The sequence below is a fragment of the Aeromonas sp. Y311-2 genome (genome assembly GCF_027706025.1).
Taxonomy (GTDB): Bacteria; Pseudomonadota; Gammaproteobacteria; order Enterobacterales; family Aeromonadaceae; genus Aeromonas; species Aeromonas veronii.
On record NZ_JAPDCL010000014.1, the window covers coordinates 1 to 23,211 of the forward strand.

Genomic DNA, 23,211 nt, shown 5'->3' on the forward strand with positions numbered 1-23,211 from the left:
GGGTATCCATGATGGTTGACCTCAAGGTGATGGCCTACTTCAAGATTAGCCTTTCAACACGTAATTGGGACAGAGCCTTTTTTATGCGGGGTTATCCCCCGTCATTCAGCATCTATCAACCACGCAGGGCGGCGATGCGCTGCTCGATGGGCGGGTGGCTCATGAACAGCTCGCTCATGGAGCGCTTGCCGTTGATACCAAAGGCCATCATGGAGCCTTCCAGCTGCGGCTCGGCACCGCGGGAGAGGCGCTCAAGGGCGGCAATCATCTTGTCGCGACCGGCCAGCTTGGCGGCACCGGCATCGGCACGGAACTCACGCTGACGGCTGAACCACATGACGATGATGGAGGCCAGAATGCCGAACAGCATCTCCAGCACGAACACGGTGATCATGTAGGCAAAACCGCCGGTACTGCTGCTCTCTTCCTCGTTGTTGGAGCTGAAGAAGTTGCTGATGACGCCAGCCACGATCCGGGCGAAGAACATCACGAAGGTGTTCACTACCCCCTGGATCAGGGTCAGGGTCACCATGTCGCCATTGGCCACGTGGCTCACCTCGTGGGCCAGTACCGCTTCCGCCTCGTCACGGCTCATGCTGTAGAGCAGGCCGGAGGAGACCGCCACCAGCGAATCATCGCGGCGGGCGCCGGTTGCAAAGGCGTTCATCTCGGGAGAGTCGTAGATCCCCACTTCCGGCATCTTGATACCCGCTTCGCGGGCCTGACGGGCCACAGTGCTCACCAGCCAGTGCTCGGTCTCGTTACGGGGTTGCTCGATGACCTGGACGCCATAGCTGCGCTTGGCCATCCACTTGGACATCAGCAAGGAGATAAAGGAACCCCCAAAACCGAACACGGCACAGAACACCAACAGCCCGGAAATGCTGGACTTGTTGATCCCCAGAACCGAGAACAGGATATTGAGTACCACCCCCAGCACCAGCATGACGGCCAGGTTGGTCACCAGGAATAGCATAATTCGCTTCATATAGACTCCTTGTGAAGATAAGGGACATGACCGGGGATCACTCGGGATCCCCACCTGATCATGTTAATGTCGACATTCTAGGGAGATTCGATGAATGTTCGCTGAATATGCCGTCAAAGTAGCGGCGAGATATCGAGACGCCCCTGCAAATCGGCTTCAAGTGGATTGTTTATAAACGGAATTTCGCCGAGGAAGGGAGCTGGCAGCAAGCCCCTCAGGGTGTCCAGATTTTCCTGATAATGGCTCATGGAACCATGGAGCCGATTAATTACCCACCCCGCCACCGGCAGCTGATCATTGCGAATGGCGGCAAAGGTGAGCAACGCATGGTTGAGGCAACCCAGCTTGGCCCCCACTACCATGATCACCGCCATGTTCTCCTGCTTGACCCAGTCCGACAGCAGATGCTTGCGATCGAGCGGCAAATACCAGCCCCCCGCCCCTTCCACTACCGCCAGTTCGGCCCCAGCCTGTTCAATCTTGCGTAGCCCCTCGCTCAACCCCTGCATGGTGATAGGCTGGCGCGCCTCGCTGGCGGCGATGTGGGGCGCAATCGGCGGCTCATAGGCGAACGGATTGACCACCTCATAGGGCAGCGGCAGACTCGCCGCCTCCTGCAACAGAACGGCATCCAGGTTGCGCAGCCCGTCCGGAGTGCGAGCACATCCGGCCGAGACCGGCTTGTAACCCGCGCACTTGATTCCCTGTGCGCTGAATTCGCGCAGCAGGGTGCGCGCCACCAGCGTCTTGCCCACATCGGTATCGGTGCCGGTGATAAAGAATGATTTCATACGGTTCTCTCCTTGGCAGGGCCCGTTGACTACCCTGCACACAATGCGATTCCCGGCGCTCAGCGAGGCTTGCTGAGGCGGCCGAGGCACACCCGATAACTGGCGACCAGCCTGCCATCGGGCTGGCGAAACACCTCATACGCCTGCGCCAGCTGCTGCAATCTGGCGCGACCACTCAGACCGGCCGGGGCGGCACTCCCCTGATTGTCATTGATCTGATTGGCCCCAATCCCCTTGAGATCGCGCAACAACTGCGGCAATTCAAGATAGGCGAGATCCCAGGTGATACAACGCAGCTCGGGAGCAGATACCCCGGCGCTAGCCAGCGCCTGCTCCAATTGTGGCAGGCTGAGGAAGCGATTGACATGGGCGCGACCATCAAGCTGCTGCCAAGCGGCTCGCAACTGCCAGAGCGACTCATCGAGCAGGGTCGAGAAAAAGATCTGGCCGCCCGGTTTGACCACCCGCAGCAACTCGCCAAAAGCCTGGGCCGGACGCTCGCACCACTGCAACGCCAGACTGGAGAAAACCCAGTCGAACGCGCTGTCGGCGAAAGGAAGCTGCTCCGCATCACCGCAGAGCAGGCGGGCGCCGCTGCCACGCAAGGCGGCCTGCGCCAGCATGCCGGGGGCGAGATCCAGCCCCACCAGCTGGTGACAACGGTTCGCCAGCTGGGGCAAGAAAAAGCCGGTGCCGCAGCCCAGATCCAGCCCGCTCACCGTCAGATCAGTGCCAACCAGCCTGTCTGGCATCCATTCCAACAGCGCCTGACCCACCTCCTGTTGAAAGCGGGCGTGGGCATCGTAATGACGAGCGGCGGCGCCAAAACGGCGAGCAAGCTGCGCCTTGTCGACCGTTTGAAAACGCTCAGCCATAGTGAGCCTCCCCAAGCGTTGTAACTGCAGGGCAGACCCCCAAGGCATCGAGCAGGCGCTCCACATCCTGCTCGCGGTGAGCCGCGCTCAGGGTAATGCGCAGCCGGGCCGTACCGACTGGCACCGTTGGCGGGCGGATGGCGCTCACCCAGACGCCGCGTTCCCGCAGCCGTTCTGCCAGTTGCAGGGCAACACTGCTCTCCCCCACCAGCAGCGGCTGGATCGGGGTATCGCTCGCGCCAAGCTGCCAACCCTGATCCTTTGCCCCTTGCCGGAAGCGAGCGATCAGCTGGCCAAGATGGGCGCGGGACTCATCAGCCGCGCGCACCAGTTCGATGCTCTTGCTCACCGCGCAAGCCTGCGCGGCGGGCATATGGGTGCTGTAGACATAGTGGCGAGCGAAGTTGACCAGATACTCCACCAGCTCGCGGCTGCCGCCGACAAAGGCGCCAGCGACGCCAAGCGCCTTGCCAAAGGTGCCCATCTGGATATGCACGTTGGCAGGATTTACTCCCTGCGCCGCCAGGGTGCCGCGCCCCTCAGGCCCCAGCACACCAAGACCGTGGGCATCGTCGATCATCAACCAGTTGCCGCTCTGGGCTGCGAGGGTTGCGAGCTCGCGCCAAGGGGCCTGATCCCCGTCCATGCTGAACACCCCTTCCGAGACAATCAGTCCACGATTGGGCTCAAGCTGCCGTTCAAGGGCCGCCATATCGTTGTGGGCAAAACGCTTCATCTTGCAAGGGAGCTGGCTGCCCATCTCCTGCAAAGAGGCGTGGTTGAGTTTGTCCTGCCACAGCAGGTGTTCCTTGCCAAGCAGGGCTTTGAGCACCGCCTGATTGGCCGAAAAGCCGCAGTTGAACAGCAGTACCGCTTCCACCCCGAGCCACTCGGCCAGGGTCTCCTCAAGCTCTTGGTGGGCACGGCTGTAACCGGTCACCAGCGGTGAGGCGCCGGAGCCCGTGCCATAACGCTCAATCCCCGCGTTGAAGGCAGCCTTGATGGCGCCGTGATCTGCCAGTCCCAGATAGTCGTTGGCGGAAAAATTGAGGTATTCGCGCCCTGCAACCCTGAGCCGCCCGCCACTCGCCCCGTCGGTCGCGATGCGGTTGCGCAGCAGACCCACCTGCTCGCGCTCGGCCAGCGCCGCGCCCAACCCAAAGGGGCCCGTTACTGCAGGGCCGTTCATGACCGCGCAGCCCCTGCACGGGGGCGGGTGGCGTCATAAAACATTTCGGCAGGTTCGCTCTGGCGACTCACCTCGGCCAGCAGCTCCTCTTCTTGAACCTGATCAGGCTTCTGGACCCGTTGGGCGGGACGAATGCCGAGCCGCTTGAACAGCTGCATGTCGCTGTTCTCGTCCGGGTTGGGGGTGGTCAGCAGTTTGCAGCCGTAGAAGATGGAGTTGGCCCCGGCCATAAAACACATGGCCTGCATCTGCTCGTTCATCTTCTCCCGCCCGGCAGAGAGGCGCACATGGGAGGCGGGCATCATGATCCGCGCCACGGCGATGGTGCGGATAAATTCGAACGGATCGAGGTTCTCCTCGTTCTCCAGCGGCGTTCCCTTCACCTTGACCAGCATGTTGATGGGCACACTCTCCGGGTGGCGCGGCAAGTTGGCGAGCGCCATCAAGAGGCCCGCACGGTCTTTGGCCTGCTCGCCCATGCCGACGATGCCGCCAGAGCAGACCTTCATGCCGGCGCTGCGCACATGCTCCAGCGTATCGAGCCGATCCTGATAGGTGCGGGTGGAGATGATCTCGCCGTAGAACTCCGGCGAGGTGTCGAGGTTGTGGTTGTAGTAATCGAGCCCCGCAGCGCCAAGACGGGCGGCCTGATCGGCGGTCAGCATCCCTAGCGTCATGCAGGTCTCCATACCGAGCCCGCGCACCTCCTCAATCATCCGGATGATGTAGGGCATGTCCTTCTCTTTGGGGTTGCGCCAGGCGGCCCCCATGCAAAAGCGTGACGAGCCGTTGGCCTTGGCTTCGCGGGCCCGCTCCAGCACCTTCTCCACCTCCATCAGCCGCTCGGCCTCAAGACCGGTGTGGTAACGGGCGCTCTGGGGGCAGTATTTGCAATCTTCCGGGCAGGCGCCGGTCTTGATGGAGAGCAAAGTACTCACCTGCACTTCATTCGGGTCAAAGTGGGCGCGGTGGACGGTCTGGGCCTGAAACAGCAGATCGTTGAACGGCAGGGCAAACAGGGCCTGAACCTCGGCGAGGGTCCAGTCATGACGAAGGGCGTGACCGCCCGCGGTGAGAGCATTCATACATGGCTTCCGGTTGTTATTAGTGGGATCCTGCGCCCGCCATCTTGGGATGGACGGCCACAAAACCCGCCGCCGGGCCTGCGCGCTCAGGGTGATGCGCAGTGCCAAGTGGCTGAAATTGTTGGCTAGTGTAGAGAGCACGCGTAGACTGTCAACACCGACCAGATCAAACCAATTGACAACAGAACAACAAATGACCAATCAAGAATTCGACCTGCACCACATCTGGCACCCCTATACCTCCCTCACTCACCCCCTACCCTGCTATGAAGTGGTCAGCGCCAAAGGGGTGAAGATCACTCTCAGCGACGGCCGTGAACTGGTGGATGGCATGAGCTCCTGGTGGGCTTGCGTGCACGGCTATCAGGTGCCGGAGTTGGACGCTGCCGCCACCTCCCAGCTCGGCAAGATGTCCCACGTGATGTTTGGCGGCCTCACCCACGCCCCGGCGGTCGAGCTCTGCCGCAAGCTGGTGGAGATCACTCCAAAGGGGCTTGATCGGGTCTTTCTGGCCGATTCCGGCTCGGTGGCAGTGGAAGTGGCGCTGAAGATGGCCCAGCAGTACTGGCACGCCAAGGGAACGCCAAGAGCCAAATTTGTCGCCCTGCGCAGCGGCTATCACGGCGACACCTTTGGCGCCATGAGCGTCTGCGATCCCGATGGCGGTATGCATGAGCTCTACAAGGGATTCCTGCCGGAACACTATTTTGTCGATGCGCCCAGCTGTCGCTTCCACGCCGAGTGGGATGAACAGTGCGTGGTGGAGCTGGCGACACTCATGGCCGATCATCACGAAGAGATCGCCGCCATCGTGCTTGAGCCCATAGTGCAGGGCGCTGGCGGCATGCGCTTCTATCACCCCCGCTACCTGCAGTGGGTGCGCGCCCTGTGCGACGAGTTCGGTGTGCTGCTGATTGCCGACGAGATCGCCACCGGCTTTGGCCGCACCGGCCAGCTGTTTGCTTGCGACTGGGCGGGGATCAGCCCCGACATCATGTGTCTGGGCAAGGCGCTCACTGGCGGCTACCTCACCCTCTCGGCGACCCTGACCACCGAGCATGTTGCCCGCACCATCTGTGACGGCAAGGCGGGGGTCTTTATGCACGGCCCCACCTTTATGGGCAACCCGCTCGCCTGCGCGGTGGCCAACGCCTCTATCGATCTGCTGCTCGCCTCACCGTGGCAGGAGCGAGTGCGCACCATCGAGCATCAGCTGCGTACCGAACTGGTAGAGCTGACCCTGCACCCGGCGGTCGCGGATGTGCGAGTGCTCGGCGCCATCGGGGTGGTGGAGATGAAAGAGCGGGTGGATGTAGCGCGCATCCAGCGCAAGTTTGTCGAACTGGGCGCCTGGATCCGCCCCTTTGGCAAGCTGATCTACCTGATGCCCCCGTTCGTCATCACCCCTGAAGAGCTGCGGGTATTGACCGGCGCCATCCGTCAGGCCATTACCGAAGGCGAGTTTTAAGGCATGCAGCGGGCGGCCATCGCAGCCGCCCGTTTGACTACCCGCATTTGATATATAAAGAGGGCAACTTTATCCACTTCAGTGCAGTTTCACTTGCCGTAATGTGAGCAAAACACCAGACCTGAGGCCCCAAGAGGGGTAAACTGCTGCGGTTTTACCATCAAGAAAGACTGCTCATGCGCCTCTCCATTGCTGCCAAAATCAACTTTTTCCTGCTCTTCATCTTCTCCATGGTACTGGTCTTCTCCGCAGCCTATCAGGCGGTGCGCGAGCGCGATCTCATCCTGACCCTCATCAAGGAGCAGAGCCGCGAGCAGACCGAAGCCTATTTCGACGGCCTCAACATGCTGATGCTGACCGGCAAGATGGATGCCCGCGATACCCTGCGCGGCAAATTTCTCGACCATGCCCATGTGGAGGATGCCCGCATCGTCCGTGGCGACGCGGTGAGCAAACAGTTCGGGCCGGGACGGGAGACCGAACAGGTAAAGGATGAGTTTGATGAGCTGGCTCTGGTGGGCAAAGGGAGTCTGGAGGTGGTGCACAACGGCATGCACAGCCGTCTGGTGGTCACCCGACCGCTGCTGGCCAAGAAGGATTTTCGCGGCACCGACTGCACCAGCTGTCATCTGGTGCCGGAGAACACCGTGCTTGGTGCGGTACGCTTTGACTACTCCCTCGATTCGCTGTTTACCCGGGTCGAGCAGAATATCCTCACCTCGGCGCTGATCCTCACCGGCATCTTCGGGATGGGACTGCTGCTGACCCTCTGGGTCATCCGCACCTGGATCGTGCGCCCTCTCAACCAGTTGACCCGCTCCATGGAAGAGGCCACCGACCTGCACGACTTCGGTCACCGGCTGGAGGGGGATGACGGCGACGAGATTGGCCGGGTGGCGGTGGCCTACAACCAGATGCTCGACAGCGTGGAGCGCCAGCTCGGCAAGCGCACCAAGGCCAGCAGGCAGGAGCCGGATCAGCCCCGCTGAGGCGGGCGCTTAACCGACGTAGTAGAAAAGCAGACTGGCGATCAGCACCAATAGCAGGATGGCCAGATTGACATGCCGGGAGTCATCCTGACGGCGGCTGCGCTTGCGCTCCAGCAGCAACACCGCCAGCGTCAGGGCGCAGCAGCTCCAGAGCCCGTAGACCAGCCAGGGGGTAAGGGCCGGGTCCCAATAATCGCGCACCTCGATCCCGCCATAGACCAGAAAACCGTAGGCAATTTCGGGCCGGGCATAGTGGTAAAGGGAGAGCAGCACGATAAAGCCGCCCCAGCAGAGCATCACCAGCCCCTGCAACACCCGTGTCAGCCAATCTGGCCCATGCCGCCGATCTTTCACCCACCTCTCCTGCGCCCGTGACACTCTTGTTGAGTGAACCATGCCGAAAACCCCACCAGAGTCCGACATTTTTGCTTGTTTATCAAACCCGCGCGGGTAAGATTAACGGCTTAGTCTGCCATGGTGGGCCATCTGTGCCCGGGCCAGACTCCCTAGTGTTGCAAATAGCGCTGCAAGAACAAGCTGGAGACAATATTTCGATGACGCACGCATCCGTAGTAGATGTGCTGGCCGGTAAGTATCCGGTCGGCACCACCCAAACTGTCAAAGGGTGGATCCGGACTCGCCGTGATTCCAAGGCGGGGATCTCATTTTTGGCCATTTCCGATGGCTCCTGTTTCCATCCGGTACAGGCAGTTGTCCCCAATACCCTGGCCAATTACGAGAATGAAGTGCTGCGTCTGACCACTGCCTGCTCCGTGGAAGTGACTGGCGTGGTTGCCGCCTCTCAGGGCAGCGGCCAGGCTTTCGAACTGCAGGCGACCGAGGTGAAAGTAGTCGGCTGGGTCGAAGATCCGGACACCTACCCGATGGCCGCCAAGCGCCACAGCATCGAATACCTGCGTGAACAGGCCCACCTGCGCCCGCGCACCAACATCGTTGGCGCCGTGACCCGCGTTCGTCACTGCCTGGCGCAAGCCATCCACCGCTTCTTCCACGAAGAGGGTTTCCTCTGGGTTGCGACCCCGCTCATCACCGCCTCTGACACCGAAGGTGCCGGCGAGATGTTCCGCGTCTCCACCCTGGACATGGAAAACCTGCCGCGCACCGACGCCGGCAAGGTGGACTACAACGAAGATTTCTTCGGCAAAGAGGCTTTCCTGACCGTATCCGGCCAGCTGAACGCCGAAACCTATGCCTGCGCGCTCTCCAAGGTCTACACCTTCGGCCCGACCTTCCGCGCTGAAAACTCCAACACCAGCCGCCACCTGGCCGAGTTCTGGATGGTTGAGCCGGAAGTGGCCTTCAACGATCTGGAAGATAACGCCGCACTGGCCGAAGCCATGCTGAAGTATGTCTTCAACGCCGTACTGACCGAGCGTCGCGACGATCTGGAGTTCTTCGCCCAGCACGTGGACAAGGATGCCATCGGCCGTCTGGAGCGTTTCGTCTCCTCCGACTTCGCCCAGATCGACTACACCGACGCCATCGAAGTGCTGCAAAAATGCGGCAAGAAGTTCGAGTTCCCGGTCTCCTGGGGTATCGATCTCTCCTCCGAGCATGAGCGCTATCTGGCCGAGGAGCACTTCAAGTCTCCGGTGGTGGTGAAGAACTACCCGAAAGATATCAAAGCCTTCTACATGCGCCTCAACGACGACGGCAAGACCGTTGCCGCGATGGACGTACTGGCACCAGGCATCGGCGAGATCATCGGTGGTTCCCAGCGTGAAGAGCGTCTGGACGTGCTGGATGCCCGCCTGGCCGAGATGGGCCTGAACAAGGAAGATTACTGGTGGTATCGCGACCTGCGTCGCTTCGGTACCGTGCCGCACTCCGGCTTCGGTCTGGGCTTCGAGCGTCTGGTGGTCTACGTGACCGGCATGGGCAACGTCCGCGACGTGATCCCGTTCCCGCGTACTCCGCGTACCGCCGAGTTCTGATCAGCGGCATCTTGCCACTGCACTACAAAAGCCGACCTGTGGGTCGGCTTTTTTATTGTCACCGTTATGGGTGATACTCAGGATCAACCGGCACAAGGAACTCGTCGCCTATGGGATACCGCCTGCTGCTCTCGCTATTGCTGTCCTGCATACCTGTTCAACTGTGGGCCGAGCCCGTTCGTCTGACCACCCTGGAGTGGCCACCCTACACTAGCCAGAGCCTGCCCGATGGCGGCCTCACCGGTCATATCGTCAAACGCGCCTTTGCCGAAGCGGGACTGGAAGTGACGTTCGACTTCTATCCCTGGCAGCGGGCGGTGCGGCTGGCGGCCGACCCGACCCAGCCTTATAGCGGCTATTTTCCCGAGTACCTCTCCGACACCCTGCCGACCCTGTGGCGCAGCTCCCCCAGCGTGGGCGACAGCGTGCTGGGCATGGCGCAGCGTTCAGGCCCCCCCATCCCCTGGCAGCAGCTCACGGATCTCGCCCCCTACCGGATCGGCGTGGTGGAGGGATACGTCAACACCCGTGAATTCGATGCCCTGATGGCCAGCAAGCGCCTCAACACTGCCGCCGTCGATGCAGACCTGCTCAACCTGCGCAAATTGCAGCGCGACCGGCTCGATCTGGCGGTGATCGACCGGGATGTCTTTCACTGGCTCATCAACCATGATCGCAAGCTGAGCAGCGCCGGATTGCAATTTCACCCGAAGATCCTCGAACACAAGAGCCTGCACATCATGTTTCGTCCCGATCAGCAGGCGTTGCAGCAACGGGTGGCGCAGGCCATTGTCAGATTGGATATTGCCAAGCTGAGCGAAGATTATCAGCGCCGCTATCTGCAGCAAGCACCTGCGGCCAAGTGAGCCAACCCGCCGAAGTCAGCCCTTGCTGGCAAAAATAGCCTGAGCGCTTGCTTTTTCATCCTCTTCTGCCGCAATCGAGCCCTTTTTATGCCCCTCCCCTGTAGCCCTGTTGCCGCACTGTGCTGCCACCATGACCACCGGATGGCTTGGCCCCGAGTGATACCACTCGGTGACAAAAATAATGTTTTTGTTAGTACGTGGTTTTTAAGTGGTTTAATCAAAAATTCATCGAGTTATTGAAGTAACTCAATTTTTTCACTTTTTCAGGGGAGCAGAATAGCAACTAACCCTTTTGGGCTAAATAAAACAGACAATGACAATTCATGGTTCAGGCTACCCGCGGCAATATGGGTTGAATCACACGAGGTAACGGAATGATCTTGATGGAATTTTTAGTGGTACTCGGCTGCTTGCTGCTGGGTACCCGCTTTGGGGGCATGGGACTCGGTCTCATCAGTGGTATCGGTCTCTTCCTGCTGACCTTCGTCTTCGGCCTGGTGCCGGGCGAACCGCCTGTTCAGGTAATGCTGACCATTCTGGCGGTGATCGGCTGTGCCGCCACCCTGCAGACTGCCGGTGGCCTCAACCTGATGATGCAAGTGGCCGAGCGTCTGCTGCGCCGTCACCCGCAATACATCACTATCCTGGCGCCGCTCACCACCTGGACCCTCACCTTCCTGTGCGGTACCGGCCACGTGGTCTACACAATGTTCCCCATCATCGCTGACATCGCGCTGCAGAAGAACATCCGTCCCGAGCGCCCGATGGCTGTCGCCTCCGTTGCCTCCCAGATGGCCATCTGCGCCTCCCCGGTCTCCGTTGCCGTGGTCTCCATGGTCTCCATTCTGGCGGCCGGTCACGGTATCGGTCAGGCTTACGGCCTGCTCGACATCCTGATGATCGCCATCCCCTCCTCCCTGACCGGTGTCATCGTGGCTGCCCTGTGGAGCCTGCGTCGCGGCAAGGATCTGGACAAGGACGAAGAGTTCCAGGCCAAGATAAAAGACCCGGAGCAGCGCGCCTTCATCTACGGTGGTGGCGAAACCCTGCTTAACACCAAGTTCCCGAAAGAGGCCTACTGGTCAACCTGGATCTTCTTCGCAGCCATCGCTGCCGTGGTATTGCTCGGCGCTAACGAAGGTCTGCGTCCGGTGTTCACCATCAAGGACAAGACCGGCCCGCTCTCCATGAACCTGGTGATCCAGATGATGATGCTGATCGCCGGTGCCATCATCCTGATGCGCTGCAAGGTCAAGCCGGGCGAGATCGCCAACGGTGCCGTCTTCAAGGCAGGCATGGTCGCCATCTTCTCCGTATTCGGGGTTGCCTGGATGAGTGAGACCTTCTTCCAGGCCCACATGCCGCTGCTCAAAGAGACCCTGGCCCATGTGGTACAGGCCCAGCCCTGGACCTACGCCCTGGTGCTGTTCCTCATCTCCAAGCTGGTAAACAGCCAGGCCGCCGCCCTCACCGCCATCGCCCCCATGGGTCTGGCGCTGGGTGTCGAGCCGAAACTGCTGATCGCCTTCCTGCCGGCCAGCTACGGCTACTTCGTGCTGCCGACCTACCCGAGCGATCTGGCCTGTATCGGTTTCGACCGCTCCGGCACCACCCGCATCGGTAAGTTCATCATCAACCACAGCTTCATCATTCCGGGGCTGATCGGGGTGGTGACCTCCTGCTCGCTGGGCTTTATCCTCACCAGCATCCTGCTCTAATCGCAGCGGCGTTTACCACGCTATTGCAATACAGGCCCCCGCTTCGGGGGCCTGCTTTTTTCCCCGCTCAGTTACCTCAACCACTTCCCCGCCGCCATTTCCGGACACTATGCCTTTACCTCTGCCCCCGCCGCTGGGTAGCATGCCCCCTCGTTCACCACTGGAATCTCATCCATGTCTCGCGTCATCCTGCTCTGGAGCGGTGGCAAAGATGCCATGCTGGCCCTCTGTCATGCCCGCCAAGCGGGCCATCAGCTGGTGGCACTGGCCACCTTTGCGCCGCCAGAGCCCCGATTTCTGGCTCACCCCTTGCCGCTGGTGCGCCGTCAGGCGGAAGCCCTCGGGCTGCCCCATTTGCTGGTCACCATAGAAGCGCCGTTCGAGCAGAGCTATGAGACGGCGCTGAGCCGCTTGCAGCAGGAGTGGAACCTCGACGGGGTGGTGACCGGCGATATCGACAGCGTGGGCGGTGCGCCTAACTGGATCCGCGAACGCTGCCAGCCGCTGGGGCTCACCGTCCACACCCCGCTCTGGCAGCAATCTCGTCAAGCCTTGCTGGCGGATCTGCTGACACGCGGCATCGTCGCCCACCTCTCCTGCGTCGATACCCGGGTGCTGGCTCCCGAGTGGACTGGACGCCCCCTCGATGCCGCCACCCTCGCTGAGTTGCAACAACTGGCCGAGCGCGAAGGCTTCGATGCCAGCGGCGAGCAGGGGGAGTACCACACCATGGTGACTGACGGCCCGGGCTTTGCCGCCCCGCTGCGCCTTGATGGCTGGCTGGTGGCGCGGCAGGATCACCTGGCCTATCTGGCCGAACCGCAGGGGTAACGGCCGCAAGCCATCTGGCCCGCTCACTCAGCGCGCGAAAAATCGAGATAAAAAAACGGGAGGCAACAGCCTCCCGTTTGGATTTGAGCGGACCAGTTTTGAGCGGGCCATGGCGACCCGAACAAGGGATAAACCGGCTTATTTCGCCAGCTTGCCCAGCACCCGCTGCAGCAGGCGGATGCGCGGCTCGATGCTCTCCAGCAGCAGGAACTCCGCCTCCGAGTGGAAACCGCCCCCCATGGGGCCGAAGCCATCGAGGGACGGTACACCTGCGGCTGCTGTGAAGTTGGCATCCGAGCCGCCACCGGCTTCCAGCCAGTTGAAGGGGATCCCCTCCTCCTTGGCTGCCGCCTCCACCAGCGCCATCAGCGCCTCGGTGTCACCACTCGGTCGCATCGCCGGCTTGAAGGTCTGGCGATCCACCTCGACCCGACAACCGGCGAGGAAGGGATTGTTGGCCATAAAGGTGAGCCGGTCGTGCACCGCAGCAGCCTCTTCGTTGCTCCAGAAGCGCAAATCCACGATCGCCTCGGCAAAGTCCGGCACCACGTTGACACCGGTGCCGCCCTGTACCACGCCGACGTTCATGGTGGTGCCCGTGGTCATGTTGACCTGCTCGTTGATGGCCAGTACCCAGTGCGCCAGCTCGGTGATGGCGGAGATCCCCTCGGTCAGGGCCGAACCGGCGTGGGAGGCCTTGCCGTGGAAGGTGATGCGGTACTTGGCATTGCCCTTGCGGGCGCTGATGAGATCCCCATTGGGACGGGCTGCCTCGGCCACCAGCACGCAGCCACTCTGTTTGGCTTTTTTCACCAGCCAATCCTTAGACCAGGGGGAGCCAATCTCTTCGTCGCAGTTGTAGCAGACCAGCACCTTGAGCTTGGCAAGCAATGCCGGATCCATCTCTTTGAGTGCATACCAGATAGAGAGCAGGCCGCTCTTCATGTCCGAGACGCCGGGGCCAAAGGCTTGATTGCCTTCGATTTTCAGCGGGCGCTTGGCCGCCGTCCCCTCGGGGAAGACGGTATCCATGTGGCCGCACAGCATCACGTCGTAGTGATCGGCACCCGGCGCATTGGTGATCTCGAGGCAGGGGCCGCACTCGGCAGCAAACTGGTGGCGAGTCACCTGCCAGCCGATGGCCTCATATTTCTCGGTCATGATGTCGGCCACTTTCGCTACCCCGGCCGGGGTGCGAGTACCGCAATCGAGGTTGATGAGCGGGGCCAAATCGGCCAGATAGTTATCGAGGGAAAACGGGCTCTTTACAACTGTCATTATCTTCTCCATGCAACAATCAGCGTTGATGGCCGATCGTCTATTGCAACAAAGCGACACAGTGAGAAAAAGGCGGGCAGCCATGCCACCCGCCCGACCGGTAAATTCCAAACACCACTACATAACCCACATCACTACATAAACAGCAGATAGTTGAGGGTCAGCGCCGTCACCAGCGCCCCCGCCATCGGCACGCTGGTGCGTTTGACCACGGTAAAGGGCGATACCTTGGCAATCCCCGCACAGGCGATCAGTACCGCTGCGATGGGGGAGACGGTGCGGCCGATACTGGAAGCGAGCTGCATCGGCAGCAGCATGGTCACCGCAGGTACGCCAAACTTGGCCGCCACCGCCGGTGCCAGGGTCGAGAAACTGAGGAACGCCGCGTTGCCGGAGCCCATGATGACCGCCGCTACCATGATCAGCGCCACCATCACCAGGGTCATCAGACCGCTGCCGATACCGGCATTGCTGGCAGAGTGCAGCAGGGTATCGATGGCGCCGATGGCCTTGAGAGATTCGGCAAACAGCTCGGCACAGACGATGAGCGCCACCACGGGGCCAAACACCTTGCCCATGCCATCGAGGAAGCTCGACAGCCCGGCAAACGCGTTACGCACCGAGCGGCTACGCAGCAGCTCGCACAGCATGCCGATAAAGACCGACAGCAGCATGGCCACCTCCACGCTCATCTTGATGTCGCTCACCAGCAGCTTGGAGAAGGTCATCATCAGCACGAAGGGGATGATCGGCAGCAGGGCATACCAGGTAGGCGCCTGCACGCTCTCGGTGCCCTGTTCGTCCAGCTCGGCATGATCGCCGCGATGGAGCGCAGGATCCCAGCCATCCTTGCGATCGCAGTGACGCTGCCAGAAGAAGTGCAGCACCATGGTCACCAGCAGCATGGGGGCCACCAGCCAGATCTGGTAGTCAACAAAATAGCTGGTCGGATCCATGCCGGATTGACCGGCGGAGAAGATGGCGTTGGTCTGGGTCGGGCCAATTTCAAACGCCTGGGAGGTGGCGATGACACCACAGGCGGAGGCCGGGCTGATGCCGAGGTTGCGCATCACCGGATACATGGTGACCATCAACAGCAGGCCAAGGCCGGTAGCGGAGGTAACGAACAGGGAGACGAATACCGCCACCAGATAACAGATGGAGAGCATCAGGTAGCTGGACTGGATGCCTGCCACCGGTTTGACCGCCACTCGCACCAGCGCCTGGGAGGCCCCGATATGGGACATGTAAGTGGCAAAACCCGCCACCGCCATGATGGTGAGGCCGAGGCCCGCCGCGCGGTAGGAGAAGATCCCCTTGAACACTTCGAACAGGTCGAACAGGGCGAAGCCGGTGCTCTTGTCAGCGGGGAGAATGGGGTGCAGCCCCAGCCAGTAGGCCACCGCAAAAATGGCCATGCCCGCCAGCGCCAGCACCGCCTGCGGGTTGTAATCCTTGATAATGCCGTAAACCACGGCCACCAGAACGAGCAAGACGAATAAAAGTTCCAATATTCACTCCTGATAAATTTATCGAAGAGCGAAATCTAGTGATCTGACCACTGTTTGCCTTTGATCCCTATCAATAAAGGTGCCGTCACCGTGATTCATTAGCATAATATGTCGGCCATGTAACAATTTTTCGTTATTTCAACTGCCGGAAAACCTTTATCACCCCATATCCGGGAATTGTGTGACGCGACTCCCCTCTTTTTTGCGTTGGATCAACATATGACGGCGCCGAACTGGCGAAGATGCGCTTCGACATATAGCGACCATTTCGCGCCGGAGAGAGTTATGACAAGCCAAGCCACCGCAGGTGCTTCGACCTGCGACTACAAGCTGTGGGACATCCTCGTCGAGTCTGCAAAGGAACGCACTACCATTCGTTACTCCAAACTGGCCAAGCAGGCCGGGCTGGAGCAGTGCCAGGATGAACTGCGCACCCTGCTGCAACGCATCCGCATGTACTGCACCGAAAACAACCTGCCGATCCTCTCCGCCATCGTGGTGGACGACGTGGGCAAATACACTGGCCTCTCTTCCAGCCTGCCTGATGCTCCCTGGGAACGGGCCCGGGTCTTTGACCATGAGTGGACCACCCTGCACTGATTGAGGTGCTTGATGATGCCGACCAAAACGCGCCCGCTGGCGCGTTTTGGTTATCTGGCGTTTGCCCCCTTCTCTTTTTCTCCTGCAATAGTCGATCTTCTCCCGCAATACCCAACCCCATCGGGCATGCCAGCCCCACTGCTTCTGACCTTGTGCTCAAAATCGCCGTTCAGGTGTGACCAGTTCCGGTAAAACCCGCGAGCCGGACCATCGGCGTTGCCATGGGATTGCCACAATGCCAGAATCGGGCCCTTGCACTCTGTTGATTCGGATTTTCGGGACGCGGCCCACGGCCAGCGCCCACAAGAGAAGGACTCCCCATGGCCATCACCCTCTATGGCATCAAGAACTGCGACACCATCAAGAAAACCCGCAAGTGGCTGGATGAGGCCGGTATCGACTACCGCTTTCACGACCACCGCGCCGACGGCCTGAACCCGGACGATCTGGACAGCTGGTTGGCAAAACTCGGCTGGGAAGCCCTGCTCAATAGTCGCGGCACCACCTTCCGCGCCCTGCCGGATGAGGCCAAACAGGGGCTCGACACCGCCAAGGCGCGCGCCCTGCTGCTGGAGCACCCGGCCATGATCAAGCGCCCGCTGCTCGACCGTGACGGCGAACTGACTCTGGGTTTCAAGGCTGATCACTATCAATCCCTCTTCTCCCGTTAAGGACAACTAAGGACAACTGATGTCGGATGTCATCGCACTGGCCAAGGATCTGATCCGCCGCCCCTCCGTTACCCCCCTCGATGAAGGGTGCCAGACCCTGATGGCGGAGCGCCTCGCCAAGCTCGGGTTTGTCATCGAGCCCATGGTGTTTGAGGACACCACCAACCTCTGGGCCCGTCGTGGCAGCGAGGGGCCGCTGTTCTGCTTCGCCGGTCACACCGACGTGGTGCCCGCCGGGCCGCTGGACAAATGGCACACCCCGCCGTTCGAGCCGACCATCAAGGATGGCGTGCTCTACGGCCGTGGCGCCGCCGACATGAAGGGCTCGCTGGCTGCCATGGTGGTGGCGGTCGAGCGCTTCGTGGCCGAGCATCCGGATCACTCCGGGTCGATCGCCTTTCTCATCACCTCCGATGAGGAGGGGCCCTTTATCAATGGCACCACCCGGGTGATCGACACCCTGGAGGCCCGCAACGAGAAGATCCGCTGGTGCATCGTCGGCGAGCCCTCCTCTACCGCCGTGGTCGGAGATGTAGTGAAAAACGGCCGCCGCGGCTCCATCACCGGCGATCTGCTGGTACGCGGGGTGCAGGGCCATGTCGCCTATCCCCATCTGGCTGACAACCCGATCCACAAGGCGGCGCCAGCGCTGGCGGAACTCGCTGCCACCGTGTGGGATGAGGGCAACGCCTACTTCCCCCCCACCAGCTTCCAGATCGCCAACATCTCGGCCGGCACCGGCGCCTCCAACGTCATTCCGGGCGAGCTGCAGGTGCAGTTCAACTTCCGCTTCAGCACCGAATTGACCGACATGGATATCCGCGAGCGGGTCGAAGCGTTGCTGGATAGACATGGCCTCGATTATCAGCTGAGCTGGACCCTCTCCGGCCAGCCGTTCCTCACCGACACAGGCAAACTGCTGGCGGCGGCAGTCTCTGCCATCGAGGCGGTCAATGGCCAGCAGCCAGCCCTGCTCACCACTGGTGGCACCTCCGACGGGCGCTTTATCGCCCCCACCGGCGCCGAGGTGATTGAGCTCGGTCCCGTCAACGCCACCATTCACAAGGTGAACGAGTGCGTGAAGGCGGACGATCTGGATCTGCTGGCGGACATGTACCAAGGGGTGCTCGAGAGATTGCTGGCATGACGCAGGAACAACTGCTGGGGCTCGACGAGAGCCACCTTATTCTGGTGGGGCGCGGCCCCCATCGTCTAACTGCCGCCACCGCGGCGGCCTTCAACGACATGCAGGTGGCGGCCGCCTATGAGGGGTTCAACCTGCAGGCGGCCTCCAGCTGGCGCAGCTTCGAGCGCCAGCTCGCCATCTGGAATGGCAAGTGGCGCGGCGAACGGCCTCTGCTCGATGCCAACAGCCAGCCCATCGATGCCCTGCAACTAAGCGAGGTGGAGCGGCTGCACGCCATCCTGCGCTGGAGCTCCCTGCCCGGCACCAGCCGTCACCACTGGGGGACCGATCTCGATATCTACGACCCGGACTGCCTGCCCGCCGATACCAAACTGGCACTGGAGCCGTGGGAGTATGAAGCCGGGGGCTGGTTTGCAGATCTCAGCGAGTGGCTCAGCGATCATATGAGCGACTTCGGCTTCTTCCTCCCTTATGCCAAGCCGGTCGGGGCAGAGAGCGGGGTCGCCTACGAGCCCTGGCATATCAGCTTCTCGCTGGAGTCCGATGAGCAGCGGCTCGATCCCGCGGCACTGGCGCTTTGTCTGCAACAGGCGGATATTGAAGGCAAGTCGACCATATTGGCCAACCTTGATGAAATTTTGGCCCGTTATGTCACCACCTGTCCTGACGAAAGGAAAATCCCATGAATCTCTGGCTGTGGATAGGGTTGCCGCTGCTGTTCCTGCTCGGGCTGTTTCTCAATGCCATCAAAGACATGAAACGGCTGGAGAAGCAGTTGCCCAACTACAAGGACAAGATCCGCGAAGTGAAGGATGACGAGGACGACTGAATCCCGCCCCATCCCGTGGGGAGCGCCCTTGTGCTCCCCTCTCCCTCTGCTGTGCCGTTTCACTTTTACCCGCCCTCTCCTCCCTGCGCATCCTGAAATCGACGCTCCTTTGACTCCGCTTTCGTTAACCCCGTCACAGTCAGAATATGGCGCGACCATGCTGAAAAAAGGGATGAAAAATGTAAGAAAGTGCAAATTGATGCACAAATAAGCCACACAAGGGGGGCCTAACTGCATATAATGTGCCTACTTTGCACATTACCAGGAAGGAGTTCGCCCTTGGATGCCGCTACCATCAACAGTTTCTTCTTTGTCGCTGCCCTGTTGGTGGGAGCCAGCGTACTGTTGAGCGCCCTCTCTTCCCGCCTCGGTATTCCCATTCTGGTTATCTTCCTCGCCGTCGGCATGCTGGCCGGTGAGGATGGCCCAGGTGGCATCCACTTCGCTGACTACTCCATCGCCTATCTGGTGGGCAACCTGGCGCTTGCCATCATTCTGCTCGACGGCGGCATGCGCACCCGGGTCTCCTCGTTCCGGGTGGCGCTCTGGCCTGCCTTGTCGCTGGCGACGGTCGGGGTGGCTATCACCACCGGCCTGACGGGGCTCGCCGCTGCCTGGCTGTTTGACCTCAACCTGATGCAGGGGATGCTGATCGGCGCCATCGTCGGCTCCACCGATGCGGCGGCGGTCTTCTCCCTGCTTGGCGGGCGCAGCCTCAACGAGCGGGTGAGCGCGACGCTGGAGATAGAGTCAGGCAGCAACGACCCCATGGCGGTGTTTCTCACCGTCACCCTGATCGAGGTGCTCGCCACCGCCCAGCAAGGGCTGGATGGGGGCTTCCTGCTGCTGCAACTGGTCAAGCAGTTTGGCCTTGGCGCCGGGATTGGCCTTGGCGGCGGCTGGCTGCTGTGGCGCCTCATCAACACCGCCCGCCTGGCGCCGGGGCTCTATCCGCTGCTCACCGTCAGCGGCGGTCTGCTGATCTTCGCCCTCACCACGGCGGTGGGTGGCAGCGGCATTCTCGCCATCTATCTCACCGGTCTGTTGCTCGGTAACCTCGCCCTGCGCAGCCGCAGCACCACATTGTCGGTGCTGGACGGTCTGACCTGGCTCAGCCAAATCGGCATGTTTCTGGTGCTGGGGCTGCTCGCCTCACCCCACAAGCTGCTGCCCATCGCCCTGCCCGCGCTGGCGCTGGCGATGTGGATGATCCTGTTTGCCCGCCCGATGTCGGTCTGGATCGGGCTGCTGCCGTTCAAGAACTTCGCCCCCCGCGAGCGCTGGTTTATCTCCTGGGTTGGCCTGCGCGGCGCGGTGCCCATCATTCTGGCGGTGTTCCCCATGATGGCGGGGCTGCCCAACGCCCAGCTCTACTTCAACGTCGCCTTCTTCGTGGTGCTGGTCTCGCTGATTTTGCAGGGCAGCTCGCTGCCGATGGCCTCAAAACTGGCGCGGGTGGAGGTACCGGCACCACCGTCCCCCATCAACCGCTCGGGGCTCGAGATCGATCTCGACAGCCAGTGGGAGACCTTCGTCTACCAGCTGGGGGAGGAGAAGTGGTGCATCGGCTCGCCACTGCGGGATCTGCAGATGCCCGCCGGCACCCGGATCTGCGCCCTGTTTCGAGGCCGCGAGCTGCTCCACCCCTCGGGCAGTACCTGTCTTCAGGCCGATGACATCCTCTGCGTCATCGGTCACGAACGTGACCTCCCCGCCCTCGGTCAGCTCTTTAGTCAGGCACCGGAGCAAGATCTCGGCCCCCGCTTCTTCGGTGACTTCCTGCTGGAAGCGGCGGCACGGCTGGTGGATCTCGCCCCTCTTTACGGGCTGGATGTGAGCGAGGTGGCGGATCAGACACTGGGCGATTTTATTGCCAGTCAGTTGGGCGATAATCTGGTGGTCGGTGACAACATCGAATGGCAGGGCCTGATCTGGACCGTGGCCGAAATGGACGAGAGCGTGCCGAGCAAGATCGGGGTGCGCTTTCAGGAAGAGGACCCGGTCTGACCGACCGTCCCGTATCAAGTCCCCAGCAAGAAGGGAGAGAGTTATGCCATATCAAAGTTTGCTGTCCGGCCCCCTGCCCCCCGCTGCCAATCTGGGGGTCATTGAAGGCTTTTTTGGCAAGGGATGGAGCTGGCAGGCCCGCGCCCGCTACGCCCAGTGGCTGCCACGCCATGGTTACGGCTTCTATATCTATGCACCGAAAGAGGATGGCTATCTGCGTAAGCACTGGGCCCTCCCCTGGCCCGAGCAGCAGTTGGCCGATCTCGCCGAACTGGCGCGCCAGTGCCGCGCCAACGGACTCGCCTTCGGAGTGGGCTTGAGCCCCATGGGGGCGCACCACGACTACGATCGCAAACGCCCGGCACTGCTTGAGAAAGTGCGCCTCATCGACGAGATGCTCCAGCCCGATATTCTGGCGGTGCTGTTTGACGATATGAAGGGGGATACCCCGGACCTGGCCCGTCACCAGCTCACCATCGCCCACGACATAGCGGCCCACAGCAAGGCAAGCCGCCTCATCTTCTGCCCCAGCTACTACTCGACCGATCCGGTACTGGAGAAGGTGTTTGGCGCCATGCCTCCCCGCTATCTTGAGGAGCTTGGCGAACAGCTCGACCGCCGCTTCGAGATCTTCTGGACCGGCCCCAAGGTCTGCTCGACCGAGTATCCAGCGAGCCACCTCAAGCAGGTGACCGAACTGCTCGGCCGCAAGCCCTTCCTGTGGGACAACTACCCGGTCAACGATGGCAGCAAGGCGAGCAGCTACCTGCACCTGCGCGCCTTCGAGAATCGCCCTGCCGAGCTGGCAGAGCTGGTCTCTGGCCACGCGGTCAACCCGATGAAACAGGCGGCGCTGTCGGCCCTGCCCCTCGCCACCCTGCCAATGAGCTACCGGCTCGGCAAGCAGTACGACCCCGACAAGGCGCTGCATGCCGCCCTCAACGCCACCTGCGGCCCGCAGATCTCGGCGATGATCGAGGCCGACCTGCCGCTGTTTCAGGATCTGGGGCTGGCACAGCTCACCTTCGAGCAGATTGCCGCCCTCAAGGCGCGCTACCTGCCGTTTCGCGACCAATCCTGCGTTGACGAAATCGTGCGCTGGCTGGACGGGGAGTATGTGTTCGACCCCGACTGCCTGACCGACTAACCCCCCCCCCTGCGGGGGGCAGAAAGGAGGTTGTATGGATGCACACCTGCTTTACCAGAATCTGGCGGTGATCGCCGCCTTCTTGCTGATCTACAGCCTGATCGCGGGGCGCTTCGAATCAAAGCTGGTCAACGGCCCCCTGCTCTTTCTGCTGACCGGCTGGCTACTGGGGCCGGGCGGGCTTGAGCTGCTCTCCCTCTCTATCGACAGCGCCGGCATCAAGCTGCTGGCCGAGCTGACGCTGGTCATCGTGCTGTTCAACGATGCCGCCAACACCAACTGGCAGGTATTGCTGGCCAACCGCCAACTCCCCATCCGGCTGCTGCTGATTGGCCTGCCCCTCACCCTGCTCTGTGGCGCCCTGTTTGGCCACTGGATCTTCCCCGACTTGCCACTGCTGGAGATGGCCATCCTCTCCACCATTCTTGCTCCCACCGATGCGGCGCTCGGCAAAGCGGTGGTGAGCAACCCCGCGGTGCCTGCACCGGTGCGTGAAGGGCTCAATCAGGAGAGCGGCCTCAACGACGGCATCTGCGTACCGGTGCTGCTTCTGCTGCTGGCCCTTATCGCCCCCACAGAGCAGCACGCAGGCACCGCCACTCTGGCTATCACCCTGATGCTGGAGGAGATCGGCATTGGCCTGCTGGTCGCCTTTGTGCTGACCAACCTCACCATCCGGCTGTTGAAAATCTCCTATCTCAATGGCTGGCAACTGCCACTCTGGCGTCAGCTCACCATGCCAGGGCTGGCCCTGCTCTGCTTTGCGCTGGCCCAGACTCTGGGGGGCAGCGGCTTTATCGCCGCCTTTGTCGGTGGCCTCTTTATCGGCCACCGCCTCGGCGAGCACAAGCACGCCTATATGGACAGCTGCGAAGGCTACGGCGACCTGCTCTCCGTGGTGATCTGGATGGTGTTTGGCGCGACCCTGATGCCCATTCTGCCGGAGCTGCTGCACTGGCAATACTGGCTCTATGCCATTGCCAGCCTCACCCTGCTGCGGATGGTGCCGGTTTGGCTGAGCCTCATCGGTACCGGCCTCAAGCCGGAGCTCAAGCTCTTTATCGGCTGGTTCGGGCCGCGGGGCCTTGCCAGTATCGTCTTTGCGGTGATGGTGCTGCAAAACGAGCCAGCCCTGATTGGCCAGCGTCCCATCATCGCCACCGTGCTCTGCACCATCATATTGAGCGTCATCCTGCACGGCCTCACCGCCAACCCCTGGGTCGAGCGTTTCAAGCCTCGCTGAGCCACCCAGCGCCACCCTGCGCC

At 61.4% G+C, this 23,211-nt stretch carries 22 protein-coding genes; 14 read left to right on the forward strand and 8 right to left on the reverse strand.

Translation table 11 applies throughout. The annotated features are described in order from the left end of the window. Window positions 1-115: 115 nt before the first annotated feature. The 5 genes from htpX to bioB all read right to left on the reverse strand — a co-directional run bounded on the left by htpX (window position 116) and on the right by bioB (window position 4,928). Window positions 116-988, reverse strand: coding sequence for a protease HtpX (gene htpX, locus OKC42_RS13850; RefSeq protein WP_005337890.1), 873 nt, complete (start codon window positions 986-988; stop codon window positions 116-118). Between the two features lie 113 nt (window positions 989-1,101). Further along, window positions 1,102-1,779, reverse strand: a complete 678-nt coding sequence (gene bioD, locus OKC42_RS13855; RefSeq protein WP_005337893.1) for a dethiobiotin synthase — start codon at window positions 1,777-1,779, stop codon at window positions 1,102-1,104. A 59-nt stretch (window positions 1,780-1,838) separates the two neighbouring features. Beyond that, window positions 1,839-2,654, reverse strand: coding sequence for a malonyl-ACP O-methyltransferase BioC (gene bioC / locus OKC42_RS13860; RefSeq protein WP_257124643.1), 816 nt, complete (start codon window positions 2,652-2,654; stop codon window positions 1,839-1,841). Next, window positions 2,647-3,843, reverse strand: coding sequence for an 8-amino-7-oxononanoate synthase (gene bioF, locus OKC42_RS13865; protein ID WP_270657332.1), 1,197 nt, complete (start codon window positions 3,841-3,843; stop codon window positions 2,647-2,649). Before bioF ends, bioC begins: the two co-directional genes overlap by 8 nt. Beyond that, window positions 3,840-4,928, reverse strand: a complete 1,089-nt coding sequence (gene bioB / locus OKC42_RS13870; protein WP_270657331.1) for a biotin synthase BioB — start codon at window positions 4,926-4,928, stop codon at window positions 3,840-3,842. Before bioB ends, bioF begins: the two co-directional genes overlap by 4 nt. Before the next feature lie 193 nt (window positions 4,929-5,121). Here bioB and bioA point away from each other — a divergent pair, with 193 nt between their 5' ends. Together bioA and OKC42_RS13880 are read left to right on the forward strand one after the other, a co-directional pair. Beyond that, window positions 5,122-6,396 (forward strand): adenosylmethionine--8-amino-7-oxononanoate transaminase, encoded by a 1,275-nt coding sequence (bioA, locus tag OKC42_RS13875; protein ID WP_201936832.1) that lies wholly within the window; start codon window positions 5,122-5,124, stop codon window positions 6,394-6,396. 176 nt (window positions 6,397-6,572) lie between these two features. After that, entirely contained in the window at window positions 6,573-7,385 is an 813-nt protein-coding gene (locus OKC42_RS13880) for a HAMP domain-containing protein (protein WP_075115475.1), read from the forward strand. Between the two features lie 9 nt (window positions 7,386-7,394). Here OKC42_RS13880 and OKC42_RS13885 read toward each other — a convergent pair whose 3' ends face one another. After that, window positions 7,395-7,739 carry a hypothetical protein gene (locus OKC42_RS13885; RefSeq protein ID WP_005359354.1) on the reverse strand — a complete coding sequence of 115 codons (345 nt, stop codon included), beginning with the start codon at window positions 7,737-7,739 and terminating at the stop codon, window positions 7,395-7,397. Window positions 7,740-7,939: 200 nt separating this feature from the next. Between OKC42_RS13885 and asnS the strand changes: the two genes are divergently transcribed. The 4 genes from asnS (at window position 7,940) to OKC42_RS13905 (ending at window position 12,755) form a co-directional block, all read left to right on the forward strand. Further along, window positions 7,940-9,340: an asparagine--tRNA ligase gene (gene asnS, locus OKC42_RS13890; protein ID WP_058055992.1), complete on the forward strand. Its 1,401-nt coding sequence runs from the start codon at window positions 7,940-7,942 to the stop codon at window positions 9,338-9,340. A 110-nt stretch (window positions 9,341-9,450) separates the two neighbouring features. Then, window positions 9,451-10,206 carry a substrate-binding periplasmic protein gene (locus tag OKC42_RS13895; protein WP_270657330.1) on the forward strand — a complete coding sequence of 252 codons (756 nt, stop codon included), beginning with the start codon at window positions 9,451-9,453 and terminating at the stop codon, window positions 10,204-10,206. Between the two features lie 374 nt (window positions 10,207-10,580). Next, window positions 10,581-11,924 carry an anaerobic C4-dicarboxylate transporter gene (locus OKC42_RS13900; RefSeq protein WP_005337916.1) on the forward strand — a complete coding sequence of 448 codons (1,344 nt, stop codon included), beginning with the start codon at window positions 10,581-10,583 and terminating at the stop codon, window positions 11,922-11,924. 174 nt (window positions 11,925-12,098) lie between these two features. After that, a complete protein-coding gene (locus tag OKC42_RS13905) occupies window positions 12,099-12,755 on the forward strand; it encodes an adenine nucleotide alpha hydrolase (protein WP_270657329.1) in 657 nt (218 codons plus the stop codon). A 138-nt stretch (window positions 12,756-12,893) separates the two neighbouring features. Here OKC42_RS13905 and OKC42_RS13910 read toward each other — a convergent pair whose 3' ends face one another. Both OKC42_RS13910 and dcuC read right to left on the reverse strand, forming a co-directional pair. After that, window positions 12,894-14,033, reverse strand: coding sequence for a M20 family metallopeptidase (locus OKC42_RS13910; protein WP_270657328.1), 1,140 nt, complete (start codon window positions 14,031-14,033; stop codon window positions 12,894-12,896). Between the two features lie 134 nt (window positions 14,034-14,167). Continuing rightward, the gene (gene dcuC / locus OKC42_RS13915; protein ID WP_270657327.1) at window positions 14,168-15,544 is read right to left on the reverse strand and encodes a C4-dicarboxylate transporter DcuC; all 1,377 of its coding nucleotides are present in this window, start codon (window positions 15,542-15,544) and stop codon (window positions 14,168-14,170) included. 285 nt (window positions 15,545-15,829) lie between these two features. Here dcuC and OKC42_RS13920 point away from each other — a divergent pair, with 285 nt between their 5' ends. The 8 genes from OKC42_RS13920 to OKC42_RS13955 all read left to right on the forward strand — a co-directional run bounded on the left by OKC42_RS13920 (window position 15,830) and on the right by OKC42_RS13955 (window position 23,188). Then, on the forward strand, window positions 15,830-16,144 hold the full coding sequence (locus OKC42_RS13920) for a hypothetical protein (RefSeq protein ID WP_005337929.1): 315 nt from the start codon (window positions 15,830-15,832) through the stop codon (window positions 16,142-16,144). A gap of 320 nt (window positions 16,145-16,464) precedes the next feature. Next, window positions 16,465-16,815 (forward strand): ArsC family reductase, encoded by a 351-nt coding sequence (locus tag OKC42_RS13925; protein ID WP_064341502.1) that lies wholly within the window; start codon window positions 16,465-16,467, stop codon window positions 16,813-16,815. Window positions 16,816-16,834: 19 nt separating this feature from the next. Further along, the gene (dapE, locus tag OKC42_RS13930; protein WP_270657326.1) at window positions 16,835-17,962 is read left to right on the forward strand and encodes a succinyl-diaminopimelate desuccinylase; all 1,128 of its coding nucleotides are present in this window, start codon (window positions 16,835-16,837) and stop codon (window positions 17,960-17,962) included. Further along, a complete protein-coding gene (locus OKC42_RS13935) occupies window positions 17,959-18,648 on the forward strand; it encodes a M15 family metallopeptidase (RefSeq protein ID WP_270657325.1) in 690 nt (229 codons plus the stop codon). The genes dapE and OKC42_RS13935 overlap by 4 nt, the downstream gene beginning before the upstream one ends. Next, complete coding sequence (locus tag OKC42_RS13940; protein WP_005337933.1) at window positions 18,645-18,791, forward strand: hypothetical protein; 147 nt, start codon at window positions 18,645-18,647, stop codon at window positions 18,789-18,791. The genes OKC42_RS13935 and OKC42_RS13940 overlap by 4 nt, the downstream gene beginning before the upstream one ends. A 279-nt stretch (window positions 18,792-19,070) precedes the next feature. Next, window positions 19,071-20,798 (forward strand): potassium/proton antiporter, encoded by a 1,728-nt coding sequence (locus OKC42_RS13945; RefSeq protein WP_270657324.1) that lies wholly within the window; start codon window positions 19,071-19,073, stop codon window positions 20,796-20,798. 43 nt (window positions 20,799-20,841) lie between these two features. Next, window positions 20,842-21,945, forward strand: a complete 1,104-nt coding sequence (locus tag OKC42_RS13950; RefSeq protein ID WP_257124634.1) for a protein O-GlcNAcase — start codon at window positions 20,842-20,844, stop codon at window positions 21,943-21,945. Window positions 21,946-21,979: 34 nt separating this feature from the next. Next, a complete protein-coding gene (locus tag OKC42_RS13955) occupies window positions 21,980-23,188 on the forward strand; it encodes a cation:proton antiporter (protein WP_270657323.1) in 1,209 nt (402 codons plus the stop codon). The last annotated feature ends 23 nt before the right edge of the window (window positions 23,189-23,211 follow it).